The 24,310-nt window shown below is 41.9% G+C and carries 22 protein-coding genes; 1 reads left to right on the top strand and 21 read right to left on the bottom strand.

What is annotated here, in order from left to right:
• Window positions 1-27 precede the first annotated feature (27 nt).
• The 5 genes from J2Z37_RS19080 to J2Z37_RS19060 form a co-directional block, all read right to left on the bottom strand.
• Window positions 28-468, bottom strand: coding sequence for a tripartite tricarboxylate transporter TctB family protein (locus J2Z37_RS19080; protein ID WP_245203964.1), 441 nt, complete (start codon window positions 466-468; stop codon window positions 28-30).
• 252 nt (window positions 469-720) lie between these two features.
• Window positions 721-1,779, bottom strand: coding sequence for a tripartite tricarboxylate transporter substrate-binding protein (locus J2Z37_RS19075; protein ID WP_209811905.1), 1,059 nt, complete (start codon window positions 1,777-1,779; stop codon window positions 721-723).
• Window positions 1,780-1,938: 159 nt separating this feature from the next.
• Complete coding sequence (locus J2Z37_RS19070) at window positions 1,939-2,727, bottom strand: enoyl-CoA hydratase-related protein (protein ID WP_209811904.1); 789 nt, start codon at window positions 2,725-2,727, stop codon at window positions 1,939-1,941.
• Entirely contained in the window at window positions 2,717-3,943 is a 1,227-nt protein-coding gene (locus tag J2Z37_RS19065) for a CaiB/BaiF CoA transferase family protein (protein WP_209811903.1), read from the bottom strand. The genes J2Z37_RS19070 and J2Z37_RS19065 overlap by 11 nt, the downstream gene beginning before the upstream one ends.
• Window positions 3,944-4,055: 112 nt before the next feature.
• The gene (locus J2Z37_RS19060) at window positions 4,056-5,474 is read right to left on the bottom strand and encodes an SLC13 family permease (protein ID WP_209811902.1); all 1,419 of its coding nucleotides are present in this window, start codon (window positions 5,472-5,474) and stop codon (window positions 4,056-4,058) included.
• 128 nt (window positions 5,475-5,602) lie between these two features.
• Between J2Z37_RS19060 and J2Z37_RS19055 the strand changes: the two genes are divergently transcribed.
• Entirely contained in the window at window positions 5,603-6,202 is a 600-nt protein-coding gene (locus J2Z37_RS19055; RefSeq protein WP_209811901.1) for a FadR/GntR family transcriptional regulator, read from the top strand.
• A 98-nt stretch (window positions 6,203-6,300) separates the two neighbouring features.
• Here J2Z37_RS19055 and J2Z37_RS19050 read toward each other — a convergent pair whose 3' ends face one another.
• The 16 genes from J2Z37_RS19050 to J2Z37_RS18975 all read right to left on the bottom strand — a co-directional run bounded on the left by J2Z37_RS19050 (window position 6,301) and on the right by J2Z37_RS18975 (window position 24,186).
• Entirely contained in the window at window positions 6,301-6,927 is a 627-nt protein-coding gene (locus tag J2Z37_RS19050) for a fumarylacetoacetate hydrolase family protein (protein WP_209811900.1), read from the bottom strand.
• A gap of 22 nt (window positions 6,928-6,949) precedes the next feature.
• Window positions 6,950-7,735 carry an SDR family oxidoreductase gene (locus J2Z37_RS19045; protein ID WP_209811899.1) on the bottom strand — a complete coding sequence of 262 codons (786 nt, stop codon included), beginning with the start codon at window positions 7,733-7,735 and terminating at the stop codon, window positions 6,950-6,952.
• Between the two features lie 100 nt (window positions 7,736-7,835).
• Window positions 7,836-8,717 (bottom strand): fumarylacetoacetate hydrolase family protein, encoded by an 882-nt coding sequence (locus J2Z37_RS19040; RefSeq protein ID WP_209811898.1) that lies wholly within the window; start codon window positions 8,715-8,717, stop codon window positions 7,836-7,838.
• 26 nt (window positions 8,718-8,743) lie between these two features.
• A complete protein-coding gene (locus J2Z37_RS19035; RefSeq protein WP_209811897.1) occupies window positions 8,744-9,733 on the bottom strand; it encodes a 2-hydroxyacid dehydrogenase in 990 nt (329 codons plus the stop codon).
• 135 nt (window positions 9,734-9,868) lie between these two features.
• A complete protein-coding gene (locus J2Z37_RS19030) occupies window positions 9,869-10,579 on the bottom strand; it encodes a FadR/GntR family transcriptional regulator (protein ID WP_209811896.1) in 711 nt (236 codons plus the stop codon).
• Between the two features lie 119 nt (window positions 10,580-10,698).
• A complete protein-coding gene (locus J2Z37_RS19025; protein ID WP_209811895.1) occupies window positions 10,699-12,108 on the bottom strand; it encodes a hypothetical protein in 1,410 nt (469 codons plus the stop codon).
• 80 nt (window positions 12,109-12,188) lie between these two features.
• On the bottom strand, window positions 12,189-12,578 hold the full coding sequence (locus J2Z37_RS19020) for a VOC family protein (RefSeq protein ID WP_209811894.1): 390 nt from the start codon (window positions 12,576-12,578) through the stop codon (window positions 12,189-12,191).
• 55 nt (window positions 12,579-12,633) lie between these two features.
• Window positions 12,634-14,298, bottom strand: a complete 1,665-nt coding sequence (locus J2Z37_RS19015) for a thiamine pyrophosphate-dependent enzyme (protein WP_209811893.1) — start codon at window positions 14,296-14,298, stop codon at window positions 12,634-12,636.
• Window positions 14,299-14,331: 33 nt separating this feature from the next.
• Complete coding sequence (locus J2Z37_RS19010) at window positions 14,332-15,258, bottom strand: dihydrodipicolinate synthase family protein (RefSeq protein WP_209811892.1); 927 nt, start codon at window positions 15,256-15,258, stop codon at window positions 14,332-14,334.
• A gap of 89 nt (window positions 15,259-15,347) precedes the next feature.
• Window positions 15,348-16,403: an Ldh family oxidoreductase gene (locus tag J2Z37_RS19005; RefSeq protein WP_209811891.1), complete on the bottom strand. Its 1,056-nt coding sequence runs from the start codon at window positions 16,401-16,403 to the stop codon at window positions 15,348-15,350.
• A gap of 91 nt (window positions 16,404-16,494) precedes the next feature.
• Window positions 16,495-18,501: a TRAP transporter permease gene (locus J2Z37_RS19000; RefSeq protein ID WP_209811890.1), complete on the bottom strand. Its 2,007-nt coding sequence runs from the start codon at window positions 18,499-18,501 to the stop codon at window positions 16,495-16,497.
• Window positions 18,502-18,623: 122 nt separating this feature from the next.
• Complete coding sequence (locus J2Z37_RS18995) at window positions 18,624-19,673, bottom strand: TAXI family TRAP transporter solute-binding subunit (RefSeq protein WP_209811889.1); 1,050 nt, start codon at window positions 19,671-19,673, stop codon at window positions 18,624-18,626.
• Window positions 19,674-19,777: 104 nt separating this feature from the next.
• A complete protein-coding gene (locus tag J2Z37_RS18990) occupies window positions 19,778-20,452 on the bottom strand; it encodes a GntR family transcriptional regulator (RefSeq protein ID WP_209811888.1) in 675 nt (224 codons plus the stop codon).
• A gap of 166 nt (window positions 20,453-20,618) precedes the next feature.
• Complete coding sequence (locus tag J2Z37_RS18985) at window positions 20,619-21,830, bottom strand: CaiB/BaiF CoA transferase family protein (protein ID WP_209811887.1); 1,212 nt, start codon at window positions 21,828-21,830, stop codon at window positions 20,619-20,621.
• Window positions 21,831-21,912: 82 nt separating this feature from the next.
• The gene (locus J2Z37_RS18980) at window positions 21,913-23,100 is read right to left on the bottom strand and encodes a CaiB/BaiF CoA transferase family protein (RefSeq protein ID WP_209811886.1); all 1,188 of its coding nucleotides are present in this window, start codon (window positions 23,098-23,100) and stop codon (window positions 21,913-21,915) included.
• A gap of 84 nt (window positions 23,101-23,184) precedes the next feature.
• On the bottom strand, window positions 23,185-24,186 hold the full coding sequence (locus tag J2Z37_RS18975; protein WP_209811885.1) for a PdxA family dehydrogenase: 1,002 nt from the start codon (window positions 24,184-24,186) through the stop codon (window positions 23,185-23,187).
• Window positions 24,187-24,310: the final 124 nt, after the last annotated feature.

The raw sequence follows: 24,310 nt of genomic DNA, 5'->3' as shown, positions 1-24,310 counted from the left end.
TATGCAGTGGGGAACTACTGAATAAATTTAAACAAATCCTAAAAATCCTTTCGGCAAACTGGCGTTCAGCCAAAAGTCAAACATCACCACAATAATGATTGGAATTACTAAACTAATGGATATATTCTGCAGCATCTTTTCTCGATTAAATAGGAGAAGAATCGAGAATATAAAGAGAATCATAGAGATTAAGGATCCTAAGATATTTAATAGAAAAATAAAGACAGTCATGAATACTGCGACCCAAACCATTTCTTTTCCATAAATGGACTTCTCAGACGCCTTCATTCTCTCTTTGAAGTCATGATAGACACTCAAGCCCGTAAATAATAGAAGACCGAACCCGATAATCAATGGAAAAAAACCAGTATCGGGTCTGCCTGAATCTGTAAGAAAGTTAAATTTTAGGCTCAATGCCGTAAAGACTACAGAAAATAGAAAGAAAAACAAGGAAAAAGCAAGCTTCATCTTCAATTCTCCCCCCTTCAAAATCATTTACAACTGAAGACCACCTCTATGGCACAAGAAGCATGTGAGCTTTCACATGCTTCTTGCATTAAACCAAATGCGCCTTGGCGTATTTGTGCCCAGATTTATTCGAGCTTGCTCGAATAACTACCTTTCAAAATCTGTGGCATCCGCCAGAGGCTTTAACTTTATTTAGCAAGCATTCATCCCCCCACTTATGTAAGTGGGGAACTTCTGCTGAATAAAGTTAAATTACTGTTTTAAAGCACCTGTTTCAATCAGAACATCTCTGAAGACTTTATTGGTTTCTTCAAGGTATTTGGTAAAGTCATCCCCAAATAGTAAGTATTCTGTTAAGCTGTTATCATTGATATATTTTTTCCATTCTTCAGTTTCCGTAACCTTCTTCATGGTATCTACCCACCAGTCTTGTACCTCTTTCGGCACATCGCCAGCCAAGACTACCCCGCGCGGCATTGGCAGGGTTACACTCTTATACCCTTTTTCAATAAATGTTGGTACATCTGGCAGCTGTGGAATCCGCACCTGTCCGCTAAATGCGAGCGGTTTCATTTGTCCGGCTTGAATTTGCCCAAGTGCCTCTGCAGGATTCGCCATCATCGCATCAATGCTGTTCGATAATAGTGCACTGGTATTTTCTCCATCGCCTTGGAATGGTACATATTCAATTTCAAATCCAGCTTCCTTAGCCAACAGCCATGGAAGGATTGCGTCAACGTTTACAGCTCCAATTCCACCAATGGCCATCTTTTTATCTCTCGTTTTAGCCGCCTCGATAAACTCTTCAAGCGTATTATAAGGTGCATCCCCTTTTACTACTAAAACCATGTCATCTGTGGCCATTAAGGCAACCGGTGTAAAGGATTCATAATTAAACCCTGGATCAGAAACGAGCGGCGTTGTAATAAAGCTTCCGCTGGTGGAAGAAATTTGGTATGGATCCCCCTTATGACTGTTTAAGTAGCCCCAGCCTACGGCACCACTCCCACCTTGTCTGTTTTCTGCGATAATATCCTTCGAATACAGGTCGTGCTTCTTCAAGATGTCAATGATGGTCCTCGACATGATGTCATTTCCACCGCCAGGTCCAAAGGCAATCGTCCAATTCAGGTTCTTTTCTGGGTAATTGAATTCTGCCTTTTGTTCCTCTTTCTTCTCAGCAGCAGGCTGTGTTGCTGCTTGTTGCGGCTGATCAGCAGGCTTTGCATCGTTTGCGGCTGGCTTGCTTCCGCAGGCTGTAACCGCTAACAGAAGAATCAAGGCAACGGACATGGAAAATAGTTTTTTCATTTAAATCCCCCAATTTTATAATTATTTTATTAATAGGTATTTTTCTAATAATTATCTTTAGAGGAAGAACTTTTTCGTTCTCCCTCCACATTCAATGGCTACCTTCTGTACTTCGTCCGTTGTCTTTTGAGATGTTCTTATGAATTTCTGGTGAATTTCTTATGAATACTTAAATACCGGCTTCCGTTTTTCCATAAATGCTCTGACGCCCTCTTGGTAATCTTCCGTGTCGAAGGAACCGTTACGCAGTGCCATCGTTTCTTCCGTATCTTCAGTAACTCCGCTAGCAATGAGGGAGATAATATGCTTCATGCTGCGAACCGTAAATTGTGCATTACGACAGAGTTGTTCAGCAAACTCCATTGTCTTCTGCTCTAATTCTTCGGGAGAATAGATAAAATCAACCAAACCGATTTCACGAGCCCGATTAACGTCGAGATGATTCCCGGAAAATAGAATATATTTTGCATTTTGCGGGCCTACCAAATCTACCAAAGTTTTCGTAGCGCTTAAGCTGTAAACTAATCCAAGTCTTGCCGGAGTAATCCCAAATCTTCCAGTCGTGTCAGAAAAACGAAAATCGCAAGCAACAGCTAATTCACAGCCACCGCCAATACAAGATCCTTGAATCATCGCGATTGTCGGCTTTTTGAACTTCGCCAACATTCTTTCCGCCCGATGTGTGGCTTCATTATAAATTCTTGCCCCTTCCGAGTTTGAGCGGAGGGTACGAAATTCACTAATATCCGCTCCGGCAGCAAAGGCAACTTCGTTTACCCCTCTTAAAATGAGTACTTTGATATTTTTATCTTGTTCCACATCTTCCAAGAACCCCGGAATAGCCTTCCACATCTCATGGGTCAAGGCATTTCTCTTCTCAGGACGATTAAAGTAAATCGTTGCGATTTGCCCACTTTTCTCTAGAAAAATATCTTCTTTACTTTGCATGGTTTACCCCCGCTTCTTCTCCGTATTTGTCATAAACGACGCCTTCCTGGTAAAGCTCTTTTACTTCCTCCTCGGAAAGTCCCAAGTCTTGCAGTACCTGGTTCGTATGTTGGCCAAGCCAAGGCGCAGGAGTCCGAATCTGTAAAGGGGTTTTAGAAAACTTAATGGGAATACCAATCGTTTTTATATCCCCAAGTTTCGGATGCTGCATTTCTACGATCATGTCTCTTGCCTGAATATGTGGATCATTCAGTGTTTGATCGTAGGTGTAGACAGGCCCACCCGGAACACCTGCTTCATCCAATTTCTCAACCCAATAGGATGTAGGGTGTTCAGCAAGTACTTCTTCGATCATCTCTTGAATGAGTTCAATGTTCTCCATTCTCTTGTTCAAATCTTTAAATTGCGGGAAATCAATCCATTCCGGACGATTCAGCGCAACTTTGCACAGGTTTTCCCAAAGCTTCTGATTCCCTGCACCAATCGTCACATAGCCGTCCAGTGTCCGGTAAGCCTGGTATGGGGTAGAACGTCTATGTCTGGTTCCTGTTGGCATGGGAATTTCCCCAGTGGCAAAATAAGCAGCCGATTCCCAAACCGTCCATGCCAGCCCGGACTCAACAAGTGAGGTATCTAAATATTGACCCTCACCTGTTCTCATTTTGTGAACATAGGCGCCCAAAATACCATACAGTGCCGTAGCCCCTGCTGCGATATCGTTAATAGCAATCCCGACCTTCGCCGGTCTTCCGCCTGGTTCACCAGTCATTCTCATAAATCCGGTGACTCCCTGGGCGATGATATCGAATCCGCCCTTGTGGCTGTATGGACCTGTTTGCCCAAATCCGGAAATAGAACAGTAGATAACCCCCGAATTCAAGGCTTGAATCGATTCATAATCAATTCCTAGCTTTTTTGTAACCCCCGGACGGAAATTTTCGATAATAATATCCGCATTTTCCGCTAATTTCAGAAAGATCTCTTTTCCTTTTTCACTTTTCAAGTCAAGGCCAACACTTTTCTTGTTTCGATTTGGCATCGCAAATGGATAGCCTTCTCCGTTAATAAAAGGGCCTAATCTTCTCGAATCTTCTCCACTGGGGAATCTTTCGATCTTAATTACATCAGCCCCCATATCAGAAAGAACCATTGTACAGTACGGGCCAGCCAAAAATTGAGTTAAATCTAGGACCTTCACTCCATCTAACGGTAGCATGAATACCTCCTCTTGAATAATTATCAGAATATTATAATTGCATACAAAACACTGAACACATTTGTATTATAACGTGTTCAGCAAAATATGACAATACATATTTTTCTAAATTTTATAACGGTGGTAATCCGATGTACGGCCAGTAGAAAAAGGCACCGAGTAAAATAACCACGATCGTAATCAACGAAACATATATGCCCATTTCAGCTAATTCCTTCTCATCGTAATAGCCGTAGCTATAAGTAATGAGATTTGATGGGGATTGAACTGGAAGAAAATAGCCAAAAGAACAAGCAATGATGACAATTTGTGAAAGCCATAACGGATTAATTCCCCACATTTCTGCCAGGTTAATCGTGATCGGAAGAAGCGATGCGGTAATTGCAAGCATATTGGCAAACCCCAGGCGAAGAAAAAGTACCATAACCATCATGAATAACCCCGCTATAAACGGGCCTACGTGGGGAATCACCTGTGTCAACTGCAAGGCCAACCAAGTCGCTGTCTCATTTCTTTGTAACGCCTCTGCTAAGGCAAATCCTGCCCCAAATAGAATGATCACATCCCATGCGATATGTTTGGAGGCATCTTTCCAGCTTTGAATACCAAACACAGGCAAGCAGGAAAAGATCGCAGCAACAAGAGCTATATAGGAGACAGATAAACCGTGAAAAGGCTCGCTCATCCACATCAATACGGTGAAAGTGCCAATCGTCAAGATGTTTTTTTCTGCCTGTGAAATCTTTCCCAACGCCTGAAATTCTGCACGGATAAAATCGTATCCCCCGGGGATTTCCTTCATCCGAAGAGGATATTTTCTCCCCAATACAAACCAAAACAGAAAGATCAGAAGAACTAATAGCGGGAAATTACACAATAACCAATAAAGGTAGGTCCATTTATACCCAATCATTGTTTCCAGGGCAGAAACGGCATAGATCGATGAGCTGGAACCCGTGATGATCGCCCAAGACATAAAGCTCGAAGTAAAAGCGACACCCAGCATGACTGATTTTGAAAAAGAAGGCAGCAGTTCCTTTGAGGTAATCACCTTGAAAACTCCGACACAGACTGGCATAATCATTGCACTGCGTCCAGCTGCCGTGGGAATTAAAAAGCCTAGGATAATAATTGCAAATAACAAGTATAAGATGGTAGTATTTGTTCTTCCCTTCGCTTTCATTAATAGGTAGAGGGCAATTCTTTTCCCCAACCCCGTCCCTTCTACAGCAGCCGCTAAGATAAAGGTGGAAACTAGTAGCCAGATAAAGGATTGCGCATATCCGGACAAGGCTTCTTCAAACGTCCCTAGCATAAGTAAGGGAATAAGGGCGATGATTGATAGAGAAACAATAGGTTGAGGGAGAACACCTAATGCCCAGCCAGACAAGGCAAATACAAGAACAACAAACATTTTGGCATGCTGCAGGGGAAAATAAAAAACCATCATCCATGACAAAAGGTTAATCAATATATAAAACGATTCTTTCCGATGAGCATGAATCCAACGTAGAAGGCCAACTAGAGGCAATCTAATCACTCCCAATCTTTCTAATTTACATTTTATACACTGTTTTAAAAGTATTCTAAATACATATTTTTGTAAACATAAACTATCTGCTATAATATAATTAGTAAAATAATTCGGGAGGAATGCTAGTGAAAGACCGCTATCAAATCGAAACCTTACCACGGATGTTTGAGCAAGTTGCAAAACAAATCGTTTCTTATATAGCGGCAGAACAGTTACCTGAGGGCTCGAAAATCCCTACGGAACGGAACCTTAGCGAACTCTTGGAGGTTAGTCGCTCCTCCGTTCGGGAAGGCTTGCGCGTTCTGGAGTTACTGCGATTTTTGGAATCCAAACAAGGTGAAGGTACCTTTGTAGCTGAGCCACCTCCCTTTTTAATTCCTCACTTAGTCATCGCACAACCACTACATGAGGCTGCTCAGAGACATTATTTCGGAGTACTGATCATGTGCGCCGAAACCATTGTTTTTTTGTCGCTTCAAAAGCAGATTGATGGTGAGATGAGGAAAACAGACAATCCTTGGATGTCTTTGAAAGAATGGATTGTTTCCATTAGTACGCAAATAGAAAATCCATATTATGTATCACTTTTCACAGATATCTTTGATTTGTTATGGGGGAATGATTATTTTTCTTCTGATATGGTACCGGATCTTGAAGAATTGATTATGCTTTATCGTCAAGGGAATCAGTTGGGATTGAGAGAGTGGTTTTCTAGGCTGGCATGAGACTTGGTTATGATGACCATTTTCACTTCTTCCTAAAGGCATTTTGGTCATCATGACATAAAAAAAGGTGCCCCGACCTCTCGGGACACCCTTTTCCATTAACCTAATTTAATTTTTGCTTCGCCCAATACGCTATCTCCCCAGAGAAGCGCCACTTGGTCACCAGAGGCAATAGGTCCTACCCCTTCAGGTGTTCCAGTGAAGAGAATATCCCCTTCTCCAAGACCGAAATGCTCCGCGGAAAAATCAATGATCGTCTGTAGATCAAAAATCATGTCCTTGATGTTTCCTCGTTGAACCTGTTCCCCGTTTTTCAACATGGAAAAATCAGTCTTCTTCGTTTCATCCACACCGTTGAACGGTTGGAACTTTGTCAACACGGCAGAATTTGGGAACCCCTTCGCAAGTAGCCATGGAAGTCCCTTTTTCTTCAATTCACTTTGCACATCGCGTAATGTGAAGTCGATCCCTAGGGCAAATTGGTCAACTAGTTCATCGACTGTCATCCCTTTTTCATAAGCTTTGCCAATCCGCACAACAAGCTCTAGCTCAAAATGCACTTCTCCTCGATTGCCTGGCAGGACGATTTCTTCTCCGTTTGCTTCAACCAATGCATAGCTTGGCTTAGCAAAAAGAAAAGGAGAGGTGGGAACAGCATTCCCAAGTTCCGCAGCATGCAATCTATAATTACGCCCTACACAATAAATGTTTTTGATATTTTCCATTCTTTAATCACCTACTTTAAATTTAGATTGATTTCACCATTCCGCCGTCTACTACGAATGAACTTCCAGTCATATATGTAGATGCATCGGAAACTAGGAACGTAACGACTTTTGCAAATTCTTCTGGCTCCCCATAACGACCAAGTGGAATCGTCTTGCGGGATTGTTCTTGAATTTGTTCAAAGCTAACACCTTGCTTGTCGGCCTTAAGCTGATCCAAATAAGCCACGCGATCTGTCGCAATACGACCAGGAGCCACAGTGTTGACAAGGATATTATATGGAGCCAATTCTTCAGCCAATGACTTAGCTAATCCAACAATACCCGTTCTGAAGGTATTGGAAAGAATTAATCCAGGAATAGGCACCTTGATAGATGTAGAGGCAATATTAATAATTCTTCCGCCTTCTTTTTTCAAGTCTGGAAGCACTTCACGAATGATGCGAATATAGCTGAGCAAATTCAATTCAAAAGCTTTCTGCCACTGTTCATCTGAGAATTGTTCAAAGGTTCCTCCAGGAGGGCCTCCGGCATTATTGATCAAAATATCAATTTTCCCAAAGGTATCGCGCGTTTTCTGTACAAGTGCCTGGATATCCTCAACTTTTGTAATATCTGATGGAAAATAGGATACTTTTCCTTTTCCAAGGCTTTGCAGTTCTTCTTGAACTGCTGCTAATTTGGTCTCGTCACGGCTTGTCAGCATGACATTTGCACCTTCAGAAACCAATTGCTTAGCAATTGCCTTTCCCAATCCTTGACTGGACGCAATAACAAGCGCCACTTTATTTTGCAGGTTTAAATCCATCGATAAATCCTCCTTTTAATGGGTAGTTAACATAGCCAAGAGTCTCGTTTACTACCTTATATCAGTAATAGATTCATTCTACTTCAAAAGCTAGAAATAATTAACGGTTTATTTTCAGATCTCTTACAGAGTTTACTAGTTTTTCAAAACCATCAATTTGACATTCTACAATATCCCCATCACGAATCACAACAGCACCTGGTGTCCCGGTTGAGATAATATCCCCAGGAAGAAGCGTCATTACTTTCGAATGAAAAGAAACCAAGTGCCAAGGTCTGAAGGTCATATTGGATACGACGTTCTTGCGATGAATCTGCCCATTAATTACAGTGGAAACATTCAGATCCAATACTTCATCTACTTCATCCGGAGTTACAAGATGCGGACCAAAACTGAAGAATGTATCAAAACTCTTGGAACGCGTTAAATATCTTGGATTTTTTTCCAAAATATCTTCTGCGGTCATATCAATGATGGTTGTAAAACCGGCAATCACGTTAGGAGCATCTTCTTCAGAAACGTCCTTGCAGACCTTCCCAATAATAACGCCCAGTTCAGACTCCGCCGTTGTCCGTGCAGACTGGTGAGGAATTTCAATCGTGTCGTTTGGACCGATAATGGACGTATCTGGCTTCATAAAACTAGCTGGTTCGGTATTTGGTGCCTTTTCATGCAAGTCTGCAGCATGCTCAACATAGTTCAATCCGATACCCCAAATCTTGCGAGGATGACGGTATAATGGTGCAAAATCAACTTCTGCAGTAGGAATTTCTTGATCTTTTAAGGTTTCAAGAACCTGTTTGCCCTCATTTTGATACCAGGCATTTAGATCATTCAATTCACCATTTTTAATGATGTCAAACAGCTGAGTAGACCAATTTGAACCAACCTTTTGATTTAGGCTTTCTACAAGAACGACACCGCTTTCGGTAACAATAGCAGCCTGTTCGACACCATTTTTCTTAATCGTAGCTAGACGCATGTTTTTTCTCCCCTTTATTTGTTCGTTTATCTCAAGCTTCTTGCTTCCTGAATTCCGTTGACCACATGATTTGGATGTTCCCCTTGCTCTACTTTCACCATATTTCCAAAGGCAATTTGCAAAACTCGATCTAAAGTATCTTTTGTTCCTGCACCAATATGTGGGGTTGCGATGACCTGATCTAGCGTAAGTAAAGGATTATCAGAATTGGTTGGCTCACTTTCCCATACATCAATTCCTGCCCCTGCAATCACACGATCCTTTAGAGCATGGTACAGTGCCTCTTCTTCCACAATTCCGCCTCTTGAAACATTAATCAGAATCGCGGAAGACTTCATCATCTGTAGTTCCTTCGATCCGATGATTCCCCTTGTATCTGGTAAAAGTGGGATATGCAGGCTGATCATATCAGAGGTTTCCAGCACCTCTTCCATGGACATATAGGTAGCATCTAGCTCCTTTTCCTTGTCTTCAGAAACTCTGAATTTATCATAGTAGACAATCTTCGTACCAAATGCACGTGAACGTCTAGCAACTTCTCGCCCAATATTTCCGAATCCAATGAAACCATGTGTCTTGCCTTCCATTTCAAAGGAAGTTGGTCTTAATTCCCACATCAGCCACTGTCCCTCTTTGGTTGCTTTGTTTAAAGTAGGCAATTTTCGATAGAGAGCAAGAATTAATAGAATGGTTAACTCCGCAACACCTGTCGCATTTCCGCCAGGCGTATTCGCGACGGGTAGTTGTAATTTTTCAGTGGCGGCAAGATCGATATTATCGTAGCCAATCCCCGTCTTTTGAATGTACCTTGCATTTTTGGCCTGTTCGAGAAGATGTTCATTTAACTTCTCTGTAGCGACAAGCAGGTAATCCGCTAGTGGCAGTTTTTCATTTCTTTGTTCTTCGGTCATTTCTGCCCAATACCAAAGCTCAAACCCTTCAGGCTTGTTCTCATCCAATACTTGCTTAAACTCTGGGAATACCTTATCAAAATAGAGAATTTTCCTGGTTTCCATCACCACACCTGCCTTTATCCGTTTCCAGTTGTAAAGTTTCACCTATAGTTCAGTTAGCATTATTTTATGGTGGTCTGACCAAATGAACAGTCCACATTATATGAATAGTATATTAAATTTCCAAAAATACCACAACTATAATCTGTTAAAGTTACTCCAAATTTTCTGCTCATTTCGTACGAGGTGGTTTCGCATTGCCTTGGAGGCTAATTCAGGATCTCGCAAAAGCAAGCTGTTAATAATCTCCTCATGCTCTTTATAACCCTGCGTGAATCGACCCGGTATCTGCATGGATTGCATCTTACTAATTCGAATTCCTTCCTCTAGCTTTTCAGAGACAGCATCAAAAACATCTTTATAAATGGAGTTATGGGAAGCAAGAATGATCGAGTAATGAAAAAGATAATCCTCACGCACACCAATCCTTCCTTCTCTGTTAGCAGTAACCAGATTTTCATGCGCCTTTTTAATCTCCTGAAAATCCTCTTCCGTTCCGCGTAAGGTGGCTAAGGCAGTAGCCTCAACTTCAAGTCCTCGGCGAAACTCAAGGATCTCTTGCAGTTGCCCCTTCTCCATTAAGTTCACAGTGACCCGATTTACAATCGTTTCACCATGAATATCCTTAAGGAAGATCCCAGCACCTGGGCGTGTTTCAATAATCCCGTTTGCATTCAGTACGCTCATTGCTTCCCTTACTGCCGTTTTACTCACATTGAAGATGGCGGCTAATTCATTTTCCGACGGCAGTCTTTCGCCGGGCTGTATATTTTCTTCACGAATGTATTGCTCAATTGCAACAATAATTTCTTCAAATAGTCGCCTTTTTTTAATTGGTTTTAACGCCATTGAGTATGACTCCTTTTCCAAGGGGAGAGTTCTCTCTATGGATTCCCACTACCCCTTATACCGCTAGACTGTTTAAAACATATATTAGTAGAGAAGAAGTCCAACAGTCAATCTAATCCTCAATGCAAGAAATAAATGAACAAGGATCCTATGACAAACATGGAAAATAGATAGACGCCATTCCATTTCATCCCAACTGCTAGGGAAGGCTCATTCACAGAAGAGCTAACAAGCAAATTCAACGGGTTTACAGGACTTAGAACGGCTGACATCGACCAACCTACCATTAAGAGTAACGCTAACACCTGTGGTGTTGTACCAAGAGCAACTGGATCAAATTGTGTCAGCAACACCGTGACAACCACAATTTGATGGAGTCCAATAAAAGTAAAAACCAGAAGGATGAGTAAAACGGTGTAAATAAAGAGCATAAATGAAGTACCAGCCACTTGATTGAGGAAAACTTGAATACCATCCGCGATGGTGGTTCCCACTAGCGCCTTCCCGAACACTCCGGCACCGATAAACATGACAATTTCATTATTCATGGTTGGAACAGAAAAATCCCTAAACAACCCAAAATAATACCTCATTTCCCCCCACTCCCTTTGAAATAGACCCCATAGAAGCGGAAACAAAAGGGAAGTTAAACTGACCAGGACAAGCATTGGCCATTTCGTCAAATGTTCGATTAGAAAAATGGAACAGAATAGCCCAACGACAATCAGAAATAATTTCATCATCTTCTTACGATGAATCTTGTTTTGGTGAATGTCGATCTGCTTTGGATTGGTTGCTTCTTGATCTGATTTGCTATTTGCCTCTTCTTTATGGTTTCGGTACCAGATTTGAAAGAGCCCATTTCCTACAAGAAGTTGGATAAAAGCCAAAGTCAAACCATAAGGCAAATACTCGGTGACAGATAAGTCCAGATAATAAAGGACCATAGCCACGGAGGCAAAATACGGCGACCAAAGGATAACCGTTGAGAAACCGACCAAATACGCTTTAGCTAGAAGAATTGAACGTAATTTTAAATCCTGAATCATCTCGTGCAAGACGCGAATCGACCCAATGTTAAGAATTGGACCCATACAAAAAAGAAATACCGTAATGCTACCGAACATTTTTCTTGAATCCTGCGCCAGGATCTCCAAAAAATAATGAACGGAATGAAAAAATCCTCCGATCTTGAATGGAATGGAGATTAGTGGAACTAGAATGACAAGGGTTAATAATGGAAGATTGGATAGAATTCCATCCATGGTTCCCTCCACACCACTACCCTTAATAAAATTCAAGATCACGCCGACAAGCATCATGATAAACCCTAAGACCCGTGGAGCAGGCTTAGCGGAAGTCAAACTGGTAAAAAATACGACTATGCTTAATACGGTTAAAAAGATCTGAAAATAATAGGAGGACGAGAAAAAGTAGATTAAATAGGCGAAACACATGGCAAGAATTAACCAACTTTTTACCGCCGCTTTCTCCTTCGCACTGTGAAGCAATCTCGGCTGCACTTGCATGGATAATCCCTCCACTCCATCGACTTTCTTTTTTCAAGAAAAGACCAACACAAGGTTGGCCTTCCCTTCAAGAGATTCTATTATCTTTTTGCTGGTTGGACAAATTGCAGCAATTCCCGACTTGGTCCATAAAAGAAGAGCGTTTTTGAACCGCCAACCCCTGTGTTCGGAGTTTCGGTAGTGAATTGAATTCCCTTCTCTCCATAGTAAGCCATGGCTTTTTCAATATCATCCACAGTGAAAGCCAAGTGATTGACAATCCCCTTATCGGAGTAATCACCTAACGGAACAAGGTCTTGAATTAATTCAATTTCAAATCCCGGTTGATTCTCATGATAGATAAAAGCCATATCCTTTGTTGGACTTTGACCGCGATCGCGAAGCTTAAAACCAAACATTTCCGAATAATAGGCAATCGCCTCATCCATGTCTTTTACCATAATGGCTACGTGTTCAACTTTTTTAATCATATCTTTTCCCATCCTTTAAATATGATGATTGATCACCCTGATTATAGCGAATTATTCAATTTTTAACCACAGCACCACGCAGCTCATCGACTGTTTTTGTTGCTGTAATTTGGTTAGGGTCAATCATTACTTCAATGACAGCAGGCTTTCCGGAAGCGATTGCTCTCTGTAGGGCAGCAGGGAAATCCTCACTCTTTTGTACGACTTCACCATGCCCCCCCACATTCCTCATGAACTCTCCAAAGTTTGGATTAGAAAGCTCTGTTGCAATTACTCTGTCGGGGAAGATCTTCTCCTGGTGCATACGTATCGTTCCAAACCGGTTATTGTTAGCAACGATCGCAATCACCGGAATTTGGTGACGTACTGCTGTCTCCAATTCCTGCATCGTCATCATGAAGCCTCCATCACCTGAGAAGGAAACAACCGTACGCTCCGGCTTGGCTACCTTTGCACCAATGGCGGCAGGAAGTCCATAACCCATTGCTCCGGATGTAGGCCCTACGAAGGTTCCCTCTTCACGGAAGCTGTAATAGCGTGCCATCCAGCCAAAGAAATTACCCGCATCACTAGTTAGGATTGCATCGGAAGGTAATTGTTCCATTAAATCAATGATCATATTATCTAGTGAAACAAACCCTTCCACATTCTTTCTCTGAGGCGTAGCTGTTGCTAGATAGTTTTGATGTGCCTGCTGGACATACGCTGTCCGCTCTGGGTACGTATTATCTGCATCCAATTCTGACATTAAATCTTGCATAAAGCGTTTTGAATCAGCTACTATCCCAAGAGCAGGGCGATAGACTTTGTTCAGTTCATCTTGGGAAATATCAACATGGATTAACTTTGATTTTGGATTTAACAAGGTGTAATCCTGGGATGTAATTTGAGAAAATCTGGTTCCGATGGCCAAAACAACATCAGCCTCTTTAATAAGTTTTAGAAGGCTCTCTGCTGGTCCGATCCCCACGTGTCCGGCATAATGCGGATGTTGGTTAGGAAAAGCGTCAAAACGCCGGAATGATACAGTTACAGGAACATTAAGCCTTTCCGACAAGGCTACTAATTCAGGTGCCGATTTTGTCCCAGTCACCCCGCCTCCTGCAATAATGACAGGTCTTTGCGCAGATTCCAATAATTTCTTCGCTTCCAAAACAGCCTCGCGGTCTGGACGTGGAGCGGAATAAACCACAGCATCCTGGAACGACATTTCAGCTACTTCATCTAATACATCCTGGGGCAAGGAAACCAAAACAGGTCCTGGTCTGCCAGACCTTGCCATGTGGAATGCGCGATGAACGAGTTCCGGTACACGGGATGCATTATCTAGTTCAACAGTCCATTTCACTAAATGGCTGAAATAAGCAGCAAGGTCAATCTCCTGGAATCCTTCACGGCCCAAAAATTCTCTTTCTACTTGACCAATGAAAGCAACCAATGGTGTTGAATCCTGGTTCGCGGTATGTAACCCGATTGATAGATTCGTTGCTCCAGGTCCACGTGTTGCAAAGCATACGCCTACTTTTCCACTGGCCTTTGCGTATCCCTCTGCCATAAAGGAAACACCACCTTCATGACGTCCATGGATCAATTCAATTTGCGGATGTTCATACAACTCGTTCATTACACTTAAATAACTTTCTCCTGGAACACAAAACGCCTTTGTTACACCTTCCTGAGCCATTACCTCGACAATTGCTTTTGCTGCCGTCATCTTCATTACATATTCCTCCTCATTTTTGGTTTTCACCGATTAAACTTGAACTTTCAGTAAACCCCATTTTTGAAGCAGTTGTGTCACCGCCTGCTTATCTCCTTCATCAAGCGGATCAACAGGTTCGCGGGTAACTCCCGCTGTCAATCCAATCTGGTTCATGGCTTCCTTTACAACAACAACGTTATTTCCGTTATTGTACTTACCGCGTAGATTCTCAAATTCCAATGTTTCTTCCCATACTCGCCAAACCGCTTCGGTATCCCCCTGTTGGAGTCCCAGCAGCATCTCAAAGGATTTTTCTGGATATACGTTAATTAAACCAGATGTGAATCCCTTTGCACCAGCATGAAAATAGAAGGGTGCCCATTTCTCTGCTGTTCCGCAGACCCATGTGAGATTATATTCGTCGGCCGGAATGTCGCGAGTCACTTTGGCAAAACGCGGCAGATCATTAATTGCATACTTTACTGCCACAAGCTTTTCTAAAGAAGCCAGCTCTTTTAATACCTGATCACTCAGATGAGGGTCTTTGAAATACAGGACAGATGGGATATCAAGAGATTCAATGATCTTCTTAAAGTAGGAAACTGCTCCGCGATCTGTTACATACGGCTGTATCGGTTGGTGGATCATTACAGCATCTGCTCCAACCTCCTGGGCGTACTTCCCAAGTTCTATAGCTGTTTCAGCTGAATACCCAATCCCCGCCAAGACAAGTGCTCTTCCGTCAACCCATTCTACAACCCTACGAATTTCTTCCTTTGCCTCAGCTAGTGTCAAAGCATAAAATTCACTTGTATTTCCGCATGGAACAATCACTTGGGCACCATGATCAAGCAGAAAATTAATATTTTCTTTCACGCCATCCCAATCAATTTCCTTTGTATCTGGGAAGAACGGGGTCATACTAATCGCCGAAATCGTTTCGAAACGTTTGGCAAACTCGCGGTAATTAACAGCCATCCATTTTCCTCCTAAACTCACTTTTTTCAAGTAAGTAATTTCATGTTAACTATATTGATATCTGATATATCACTAAATATATTATACTATTAAGTCTTTATAAAATCATCTATATTTACGCTATATTTTTCTGCTGTTTTTTTCAATTCTTGATAAATTTCTATAGGCAGTTGAATTCCTTCCACCTCTTGTTTTCTTTTCCTAGTTAATTCGATTTCCCCGGGCATGTAGACTCTATCAAAGCCCTTTATTGGTTCACTAGTAATCGTTTCATCCACCTTTTTTTCCATTCTCTCATAGAATAAAGAAGGATCGATAAATCCTCCAACCTGAATGGCACCAAAGAAATGCCCAATTTGCTGTGGTATAGGATCCTCATACATACGTGGGACTTGTTTTCCGAACAAGGCACCAGTTAATACACCGGAAAGGATATCTACGATAATTGCCAATCCTGATCCTTTCGGTCCCATAGGAAGCATATATCCTTCGATCGCTAGATTTGGATCCGTTGTATTTTCACCATCCTTCGTAATAGCCCATCCTTCAGGAATGGTTTGCCCTTTCTTTTGCGCTAAAATAATTTTCCCACGGGCAACATTACTTGTTGCCATATCCAACACAACCGGATCCTTCCCTGGCCCAACCGGAACAGCAATTGAGATCGGGTTTGTTCCCAAAGAAGGTTCTTTCGCCCCCCAAGGAACCATTGTAGCAGATGTATTCGTCATTGCGATTCCAATACATCCACGTTCAGCTGCCAATCGTGTATAGTAAGCAGCAATCCCATTATGGTTGGAGCCCTTGACCCCTACAAAACCAGTTCCATATTCAATAGCCTTATCAATGGCAGTATTCATCGCTCTATATGAAGCTACTTGTCCCCACCCATTAGCGGCATCAAGCAAAGCCGTCGTAGCTGTTTCATGAACAACGGTAAGTTCTGTTTTTCTTTCAATCAGTCCATCTTCCAATCGTCTCAAATAATCTGCGATGCGCGATACCCCATGTGAATTAACCCCGCATAGGTCAGCATCAACCAATGTCTCTGCAATGATTGTTGCTTCTTCTTGTGGAAGGGATTTAGCGAGGATCGCACTGCTAAGTCCTTTTAACTCAGTTGCCGTCACCTTTACTCCATTCAAACTCTCTCACTCCCTTGTCTTCTAACTAAATATATGTTTGTGTGAAGCGGGATGGAAGTATTCATCCCGCTCATTTAACTTGATAATAAATTTAAGTTGCACGTGTCGTATCTTCGGATGCATTCTTTGCAAACGAAGCAGATCCTTTTAATCTTTTTAATTGAAGGAATAAAACAAGTGCCAGAATTGCTATACCAGCCGCATCCGTTTTAATTCCACTCTTGATCATCAGGATCGCAGCGGCAAAGAGCAAGATTCTTTCTACCATGTTCAAATTGTCACGCCAGAACCCGACAACAGAAGTACCTAGCGCAAACACCCCGACCATTGCTGTAATAATGGCCCATCCAACAACCAAATAATTCGGATTTTGCAACAGAAGGCCTGGTGAATAAACAAAGATAAAAGGAACCAAGAACCCGGTAATCCCTAATCGAAATGCAATCCATCCCACCTTCGAAGGATTGGAGCCGGAAATCCCTGCACCGGCATAAGCAGCAAGTGCAACAGGAGGAGTAATCGCTGAAAGACAAGCAAAATACAAAACAAACATATGCGCTGTAATGGGTTCAATTCCCAGTTGAGTAAGAGCTGGTGCAGCAACTGTTGCTCCCACGATATAACATGCTGAGGTAGGAAGGCCCATCCCCAAAATAATACATGCAACCATCGTCATAAATAGGGTTAGGAACAAAATACCATTCGATGCAACCAGAATCATATTAGCTAACTGCAATCCAATTCCTGTAAGTGAAACGACACCTACAATGTACCCTACTACCGCCGTAGCCGCTACTATACCTATCGCACCTTTTGCACCACTTTCTAGTGTTTGGAACAAGGTTTTTAAATCCATTCTTGTATCTTTACGCAAGAAACTAATCACATAAGTGGAGATAATCGAGTAGAAAGCAGCATATACAGGTGTATACCCATCAAACAGCATATACATTAGGAGAAAAATAGGAAGCAGTAAGTGTGCCCTTTGAACAAATAATTTTTTGAAATCAGGAAGCTGATCCTTTGGAATACCTCTTAACCCTGACTTCATCGCTTCATAATGAACCATAAACCAAAGAGCTACATAATAGAGCGCAGCAGGAATGATTGCTGCAATAACTACTTCAGAATAGGGAATTCCAAGAAATTCCGCCATAATGAATGCGGCTGTACCCATAATCGGTGGCATAATTTGTCCACCAGTCGAAGCTACTGCCTCCACACCCGAGGCAAACGATTTTCTGTAACCAACGCTGTGCATCAGAGGAATTGTAAACACTCCCGTCGTAGCCACGTTCGCTACCGCACTTCCATTAATCATCCCCAGTGATCCACTGGCTAGAATAGCAACTTTCGCTGGTCCTCCTGGCTTATGGCCAGCCAAAGCCATCGATCCGTTTGTAAAAAAAGCAGACATTCCTGTACCATTTAAAAATGCGCCAAACAGTATAAATAAGAAGATATAACTAGCAGAAACACCTAATGCAATCCCGAAAATCCCTTCACTTCCAAGATACATTTGTTCAATTAATGTTTTTATGGAATATCCACGATGAGCGAGAGGTCCGGGTAAGTAAGGTCCTAAATAAGCGTAAGCAAGAAAAATTAAAGATAAAATAGGAAGCTCTTTACCAATCGAACGGCGTGCGGCTTCCAATATGATCACCATAGTAAGTAATCCCATGGCTAAGTCCATCGTTGTAGATGACATTCCTCTTTGTGCTATGCTATCAAACATAACAGCCAAGTATCCGGCACCCACTGCACCAAGGATGGCCAATAAATAATCAAAAATGGTTGGTTTACTCTGATCCGATTTTTTTCTTGCCGGATACATTAAGAAGATGAGGACAAGTCCAAAAGCAAGGTGGATCGCTCGGTGTTTACTTGTTACCATTGGGATAAGCCCGGCAGTAATAAGGTGGAATACCGACATAGCAACAGCAATCCAGGCAACCATTAAACCAATTTTTCCTGTCAGATTTCGATATCTGGATTCGACGTCAAACTTCTTCGCAATCTCTTCAACGTCAACAGTACCCAAAGGTTTTTCTTCTACAACTGCATCCTCTTTGCTGTTATTTTCTCTCATGCTCATTAGAAACACCTTCTTTCAATTCGAGGTCTATTACGTGATCTATCTTTATATACAGAGTTTTGATAGGACCTTACTACGAATAGTAAGGTCCTCTTTTTCAATATCTAGTTCAGTGATCGGGTCTATTGTTTTACCTCAATCCCCTGTTCCTTAAAGTATTTCACAGCACCTGGATGTAACGGAATGGTTTGTCCATTTAAAGCGGTCTCAAGAGTCATGTTTTCCATTACTTTATGTGCATTAACTAAGTAATCGTGGTTTTCATATAATTGCTTCACCACTTCATAAATAAAATCTTCCGAAACATCAGCACGCGCGTGCAACCAGTTTGCTACAGCGTAGGTTTTAATCGGTTCTGTTTGGTTTGGATATGTGTTGGCTGGGATTTCATATGGGAAGTAAGCAACATTTACTTCGTCATGAAGTTTCTTAATCATGTCCTCAGGAATTGGCAAAACTTCAAATTCCCCCGTACTCATAATATCCAACATTGCGGACGAGCCTAACGAAGCAATCATGTTCCCCGCAACTACTTGCTTGTTTTTTAGTAAGTCTGCTGATTGGGATTCACTCGTATATTCCGGGGTAATATCATCTGGGTAATTAAAGCCAGCCCCTACAAACAAATCCTTGGAGTTGATTTCCGTAGCGCTTCCTACAGCCCCTACAGCTACCGCTTTACCCTTCAAGTCAGCCGGGGTCTTAATTCCAGCGTCTTTTCTCACCACTAATTGCATAACATTTGGATACATGAAGGCAACCTGTGAGATATTCTTCATCGCTTTCCCTTCAAACTGACCCTTACCATTGAAGGCTTCATCTGCTACACCTGCTTGGGCAACACCAAGTTCTCCACCGTTCGTGTCAAGCAATTCCAAGATTTTTGGAGAACCAGCTGTTGATTGAGCTGTAGCATTAATTCCAGGGATTTTCTCATTTAATAATTGGGACATGGCATTGGCCATTAGGAAGTATGTACCGCCACTTGTTGCCCCTGCAATCTTCACAAATTTAGGAAAATCCTTATTTTCTTCTTTCTTTTCTTCTTTTTTCTCCTGCTGCGCTGCAGGTTGTTGTGCAGATGTTTGTTCTGCAGGCTGTGAACCACAACCAACCAATGCTGCCGAAAATGTTAAAATAGTAGCTAGAATAACTCCGGATAGTTTTTTCATTGTTCTAATCCCCCTTCTGTTTGATATAAATATTCCTATCAAATATTCCTTGCAACCGCTTCCACTTTTTGCCCAACGTTCACCTCCTTCAAAGCAAAAAGCAACTATCTATTTTTTAAATTTTTTAAAACATTTTCAGCCGTTCTCATAATATGATTCTTCATTCTTTGTTCAGCCAACTCCGCATTTCTTTCCTGAATGGCCTCATAAATTTGCCGATGTTCGCTGAACCCTTCCTCAACTTCGACGTTGAATTGCAATGCTCTTTTACGAATGGCCTGATCATAGGCAACGACATTCATAATCATTTGAGTAATGATTGAATTCTTTGCCCCCGCACGGATCATCACATGGAAATTCTCATTTTCTTCCGTTAACTGTTCTCGTTTCTCTTCCTTGGCACAGGAGAGCTTTTCCATCAATTGAATTTGCCTGCGAAGGTCTTCCATTTCCTCCTCAGACATCTTCATAGCTGCTAGTCTCGCTGATAAACCTTCAAGGGATGCTTTAAGCATCAATAATTCTTCCACAGATGAATCAACCATTGTAGAAACGAAGGTCCCTCTCCTAGGCACTGTTTCAACCAAACCTTCATGACCGAGAATCCTTAGTGCCTCCTTGATCGGTGTGGTACTAATCCCCATTTGCCCGGCCAAATCTCTTTCTTTGAGATGTTCACCAGGCTTTAGCTCCCCACTAATGATCGCATCTCTTAAAGACTCCAGCACAATATCCCGTAAAGACTTAATCTCTCCCGGTTCAATTCTCTTAATTGCCATGATGTTCTCCTTAAAACTTCAAATATGATGTTTGGTATATCAGATTATATTAAAAATATATGATGTTTTTTGTCGAATGTCAATAGTTTATTAACGCATTATTTTTTGAATTGTAAAGTTTATTCTATAAAACAAAGAGGACCCAAAGGCCCCCTTTTGTTTATGATCATAGTGTTTCGTTGACATTAGCTTTACTTATTACCTTGTTTCCCTCTAATTGATTAATTTCTTCTTCCGTGTAACCAAGCGACCTAAGGACTTCCAGGGTATGTTGCCCCAATACAGGGGATGCGGATCGGATCTCACCTGGTGTTTCAGATAGCTTGGTTGGAATCCCGATCATCTTCATCTTCCCTATCACAGGATGGTCCACTTCTTGTACCATGTCACGTGCTAAATAATGTGGATCATTCATCGCTTCATCGAAGTTGTTAATTGGACCAGCAGGAACGCCGGCTTTTTCACACCGTTCTGTCCAATACTTAGTGTCATGTTCGATCAGAATACTCTCAATTTCTTTCTCTAAAATCTCTATATTTTCTATGCGCATTTTATTATCAATAAACCTTGGATCACGGATCCATCCCGGACGATCAATGACTTCTATACAAAACTTCTCCCAATTGCGCTGATTGCCACACCCTAACATGAAATAGGAGCTCTTTGTTCTAAATGCTTGGTATGGTGCAAGTGCCCGGTGACGATGCCCAGTTGCTGTGGGAATGGTCCCGTTTGCAAAATATGCCGCGGCTTCCCAGGCAAACCACGGTAATCCTATTTCTGCCAAGGATAGGTCCACATGCTGGCCATTTCCTGTTTTTAGCTTATGAACATAGGCAGCCAAAATTGCGTAGGCAGCAGTGATTCCCGCTCCAATATCATAAACCGCTACACCTGACTTTAATGGACGCCCCCCTTTTTCTCCCGTGATGCTCATAAGACTTGACATTCCTTGGGCAACTAAATCAAACCCGCCCTTATGAGAATACGGCCCTGTTTGACCGTATCCGGAAATAGAACAGTAGATAATTCCCGGATTGATCTTCTTGATATCCTCATAGCCGATTTTTAAGGATGCAGCAACACCAGGTCGATAATTTTCTACGATCACATCCACTTCTTTCGCCAATCGGTAGAAAACTTCTTTTCCCTCATCTGTCTTTAAATTTACAGTAATACTCTTCTTATTCCGATTGATCTGAAAGAATGATGTTGATTCCCCATTAACGAACGGTCCCATCTGACGGGTATCATCACCGCCATTCAACTTTTCCAGCTTAATTACCTCTGCCCCAAGATCCCCAAGAACCATCGTACAATAGGGTCCAGCCAAAATTTGCGACAAATCTAATATCTTTAATCCGTCAAGCGCTCCCATAGTTCCTCCTTTTTGATTCACTTGGTTTATTGATTATTGATAATTAAAAAATAATAAAATCCAATTTAAATAATCAGTCTAATTAAATGACACCATTTTCACGAAGTTGTTGTATTTCTTCCGGTGTGTACCCTAAATCTTCGCTTAGAATTTTTTCCGCATGCTGTCCAAGCATCGGTGCAGCCATTCGGATTTGCCCCGGGGTTTTGGACAATTTTGCAGGAATGCCAAGGGTCTTCATCTTCCCTGCTCGCGGGTGCTCAAATTCTTGAACCATTCCTCGAGCCAAAATATGGGGATCATTAAGTGTTTGATCATAGGTATTTATCGGTCCACCTGGGACCTCAGCCTGATCTAATTTATTAACCCAATATGCGGTCGTTTCATGAATAAAGATTTCTTCTATACACTGTTCTAGTTCTTCGACATTCTTCACCCGTTCTACCGTTGTGAGAAAACGAGGATCATCGATCCATTCCGGTTTTTCCACAACACCTTTACAGAATTTCTCCCAATTTCTCTGGTTTGCGCCACCCACCAATACATAGCCGTCTTTTGTTTTATAAGCCTGATAAGGGGCATTCATCCGATGTCGTGATCCAGTCGCGGTTGGCACTTCACCCGCGCCAAAATAGGCTGCGGATTCCCAGACACTCCAGGCCAATCCTGATTCTACCAGGGAAACATCAATATATTGCCCAACCCCTGTTTTCATTTTATGAACATACGCTGCCAAAATGGAATATAGAGCTGTTACACCGGCAGAGATATCATTCATGGCAATGCCAGCCTTCACTGGCCGCCCGCCAGGCTCACCTGTCATGCTCATTAGTCCTGTCATCCCCTGGGCCATAATGTCAAATCCGCCCTTATGGCTATAGGGTCCTGTTTGTCCATATCCAGATACAGAACAATAAATAATTCCCGGATTCATAGCCTCGATTGTTTCATAATCAATACCTAGAGACTTTACAACCCCGGGTTTATAATTCTCTACGATTACATCTGCTTTTTTTGCTAGTTCATAGAAAATTTGTTTTCCTTTTTCAGTTTTTAGATTTAAAGTCAAACTCTTCTTATTTCGATTAATCATCATAAAGCTGACACTTTCATTTTCAACAAAAGGCCCCATTCGCCTTGTGTCATCGCCGCCAGGGATTCTTTCAATCTTCATTACATCGGCTCCAAGGTCACCTAACACCATGGTGCAGTAAGGGCCCGCCATAATTTGTGTCATATCTAAGACACGCATGCCTTCCAATGGAAGCATGAAATCCACCTCCTATTTGATAACCATAATTTTTTATACAACTCTTTTAACCTCTTGTTTTAATTATAGCAATTTTTAGAACAATTACAATGTTGCTAGTCTGACGGCTAATTTCATTGCGTGGGTCATTGCTCCCGGATTGGCCGATCCTTTTCCAGCTATATCGAATGCCGTTCCATGAGCCGGTGTCGTTAGAACGACAGGCAACCCTGCACTAACCGTTACCCCTTTGTGGAACCCCATCAGTTTCATGCCGGTTTGGGCCTGGTCATGATACATAGCCAGGAAACAATCAAAGGGGTTGTTCTTTAAGCGAAGAAAAATCGTATCTGCCGGATAGGGACCTTCTACATTTAATCCTTGTTCTTGCGCGATCTTCACAGCAGGCGTAATCTCTTCAATTTCTTCCCTACCGATTAGCCCACCATCACCCGCATGTGGATTAAGTGCGGCAACAGCAATTCTAGGATTAGAAAATCCTGCTTTCCGCAAAACTCCATTGGCAAATTGAATAACTTCCAACACTCTCTCTTTCGTAATCTTTTCTGCCACATCTTTTATAGGAATGTGAGAAGTAGCTCGTGTAACCCAAAGGTTCTCCATCACATTCACTTCTCCAAATCCAGATTCGTATCCGAAGAGGGATGCTAGCAAATGAATGTCATCTTGGAAGCGGAATCCACCTTTGTAAAGGGCATCTTTATTTAGAGGTGCGTAGACAACACCATCCAACTTATTATCCTGTGCCAATCGTACAGCAAAAGTTAATGTTTCTCCGGTAGCTCGTCCTGATTCTGCCGATAGTTTTCCAAGTTCAATGTCATTCGGGTCTATGCTTGGCTTATCAATCAACCATACCGCGTCTTGGGTTAGGTCTATTTCATCGAAGCTCTCTACCTTTTGATAGCCGATGGGGGCTCCGGCAATTTTTTCACCTAACTGAAACACTCGTTCATCCCCAATTAGCACCCATGTTGCTAATTCTCGTACTTCCTTTTCTTGCAAAGCTCTTGCTACTAATTCAGACCCAATTCCCGTAGCCTCGCCATGAAGCAAGCCCATAACCGGTTTCGTTTTTTGATTCAAGTCGATCCCTCCTCATAACTTTCTTGATTTATCACCCATTCTAGTGTATGTTTTGATTATAAATAAGAGTCTTAATTTTCTCCATAGAAAATTACTTATCTTTAATAGATTTAAGTTACAAAAA

The sequence above is a fragment of the Ammoniphilus resinae genome (assembly GCF_017873965.1).
Taxonomy (GTDB): Bacteria; Bacillota; Bacilli; order Aneurinibacillales; family RAOX-1; genus Ammoniphilus_A; species Ammoniphilus_A resinae.
This window is presented reverse-complemented; position numbering and strand designations above follow the sequence as displayed.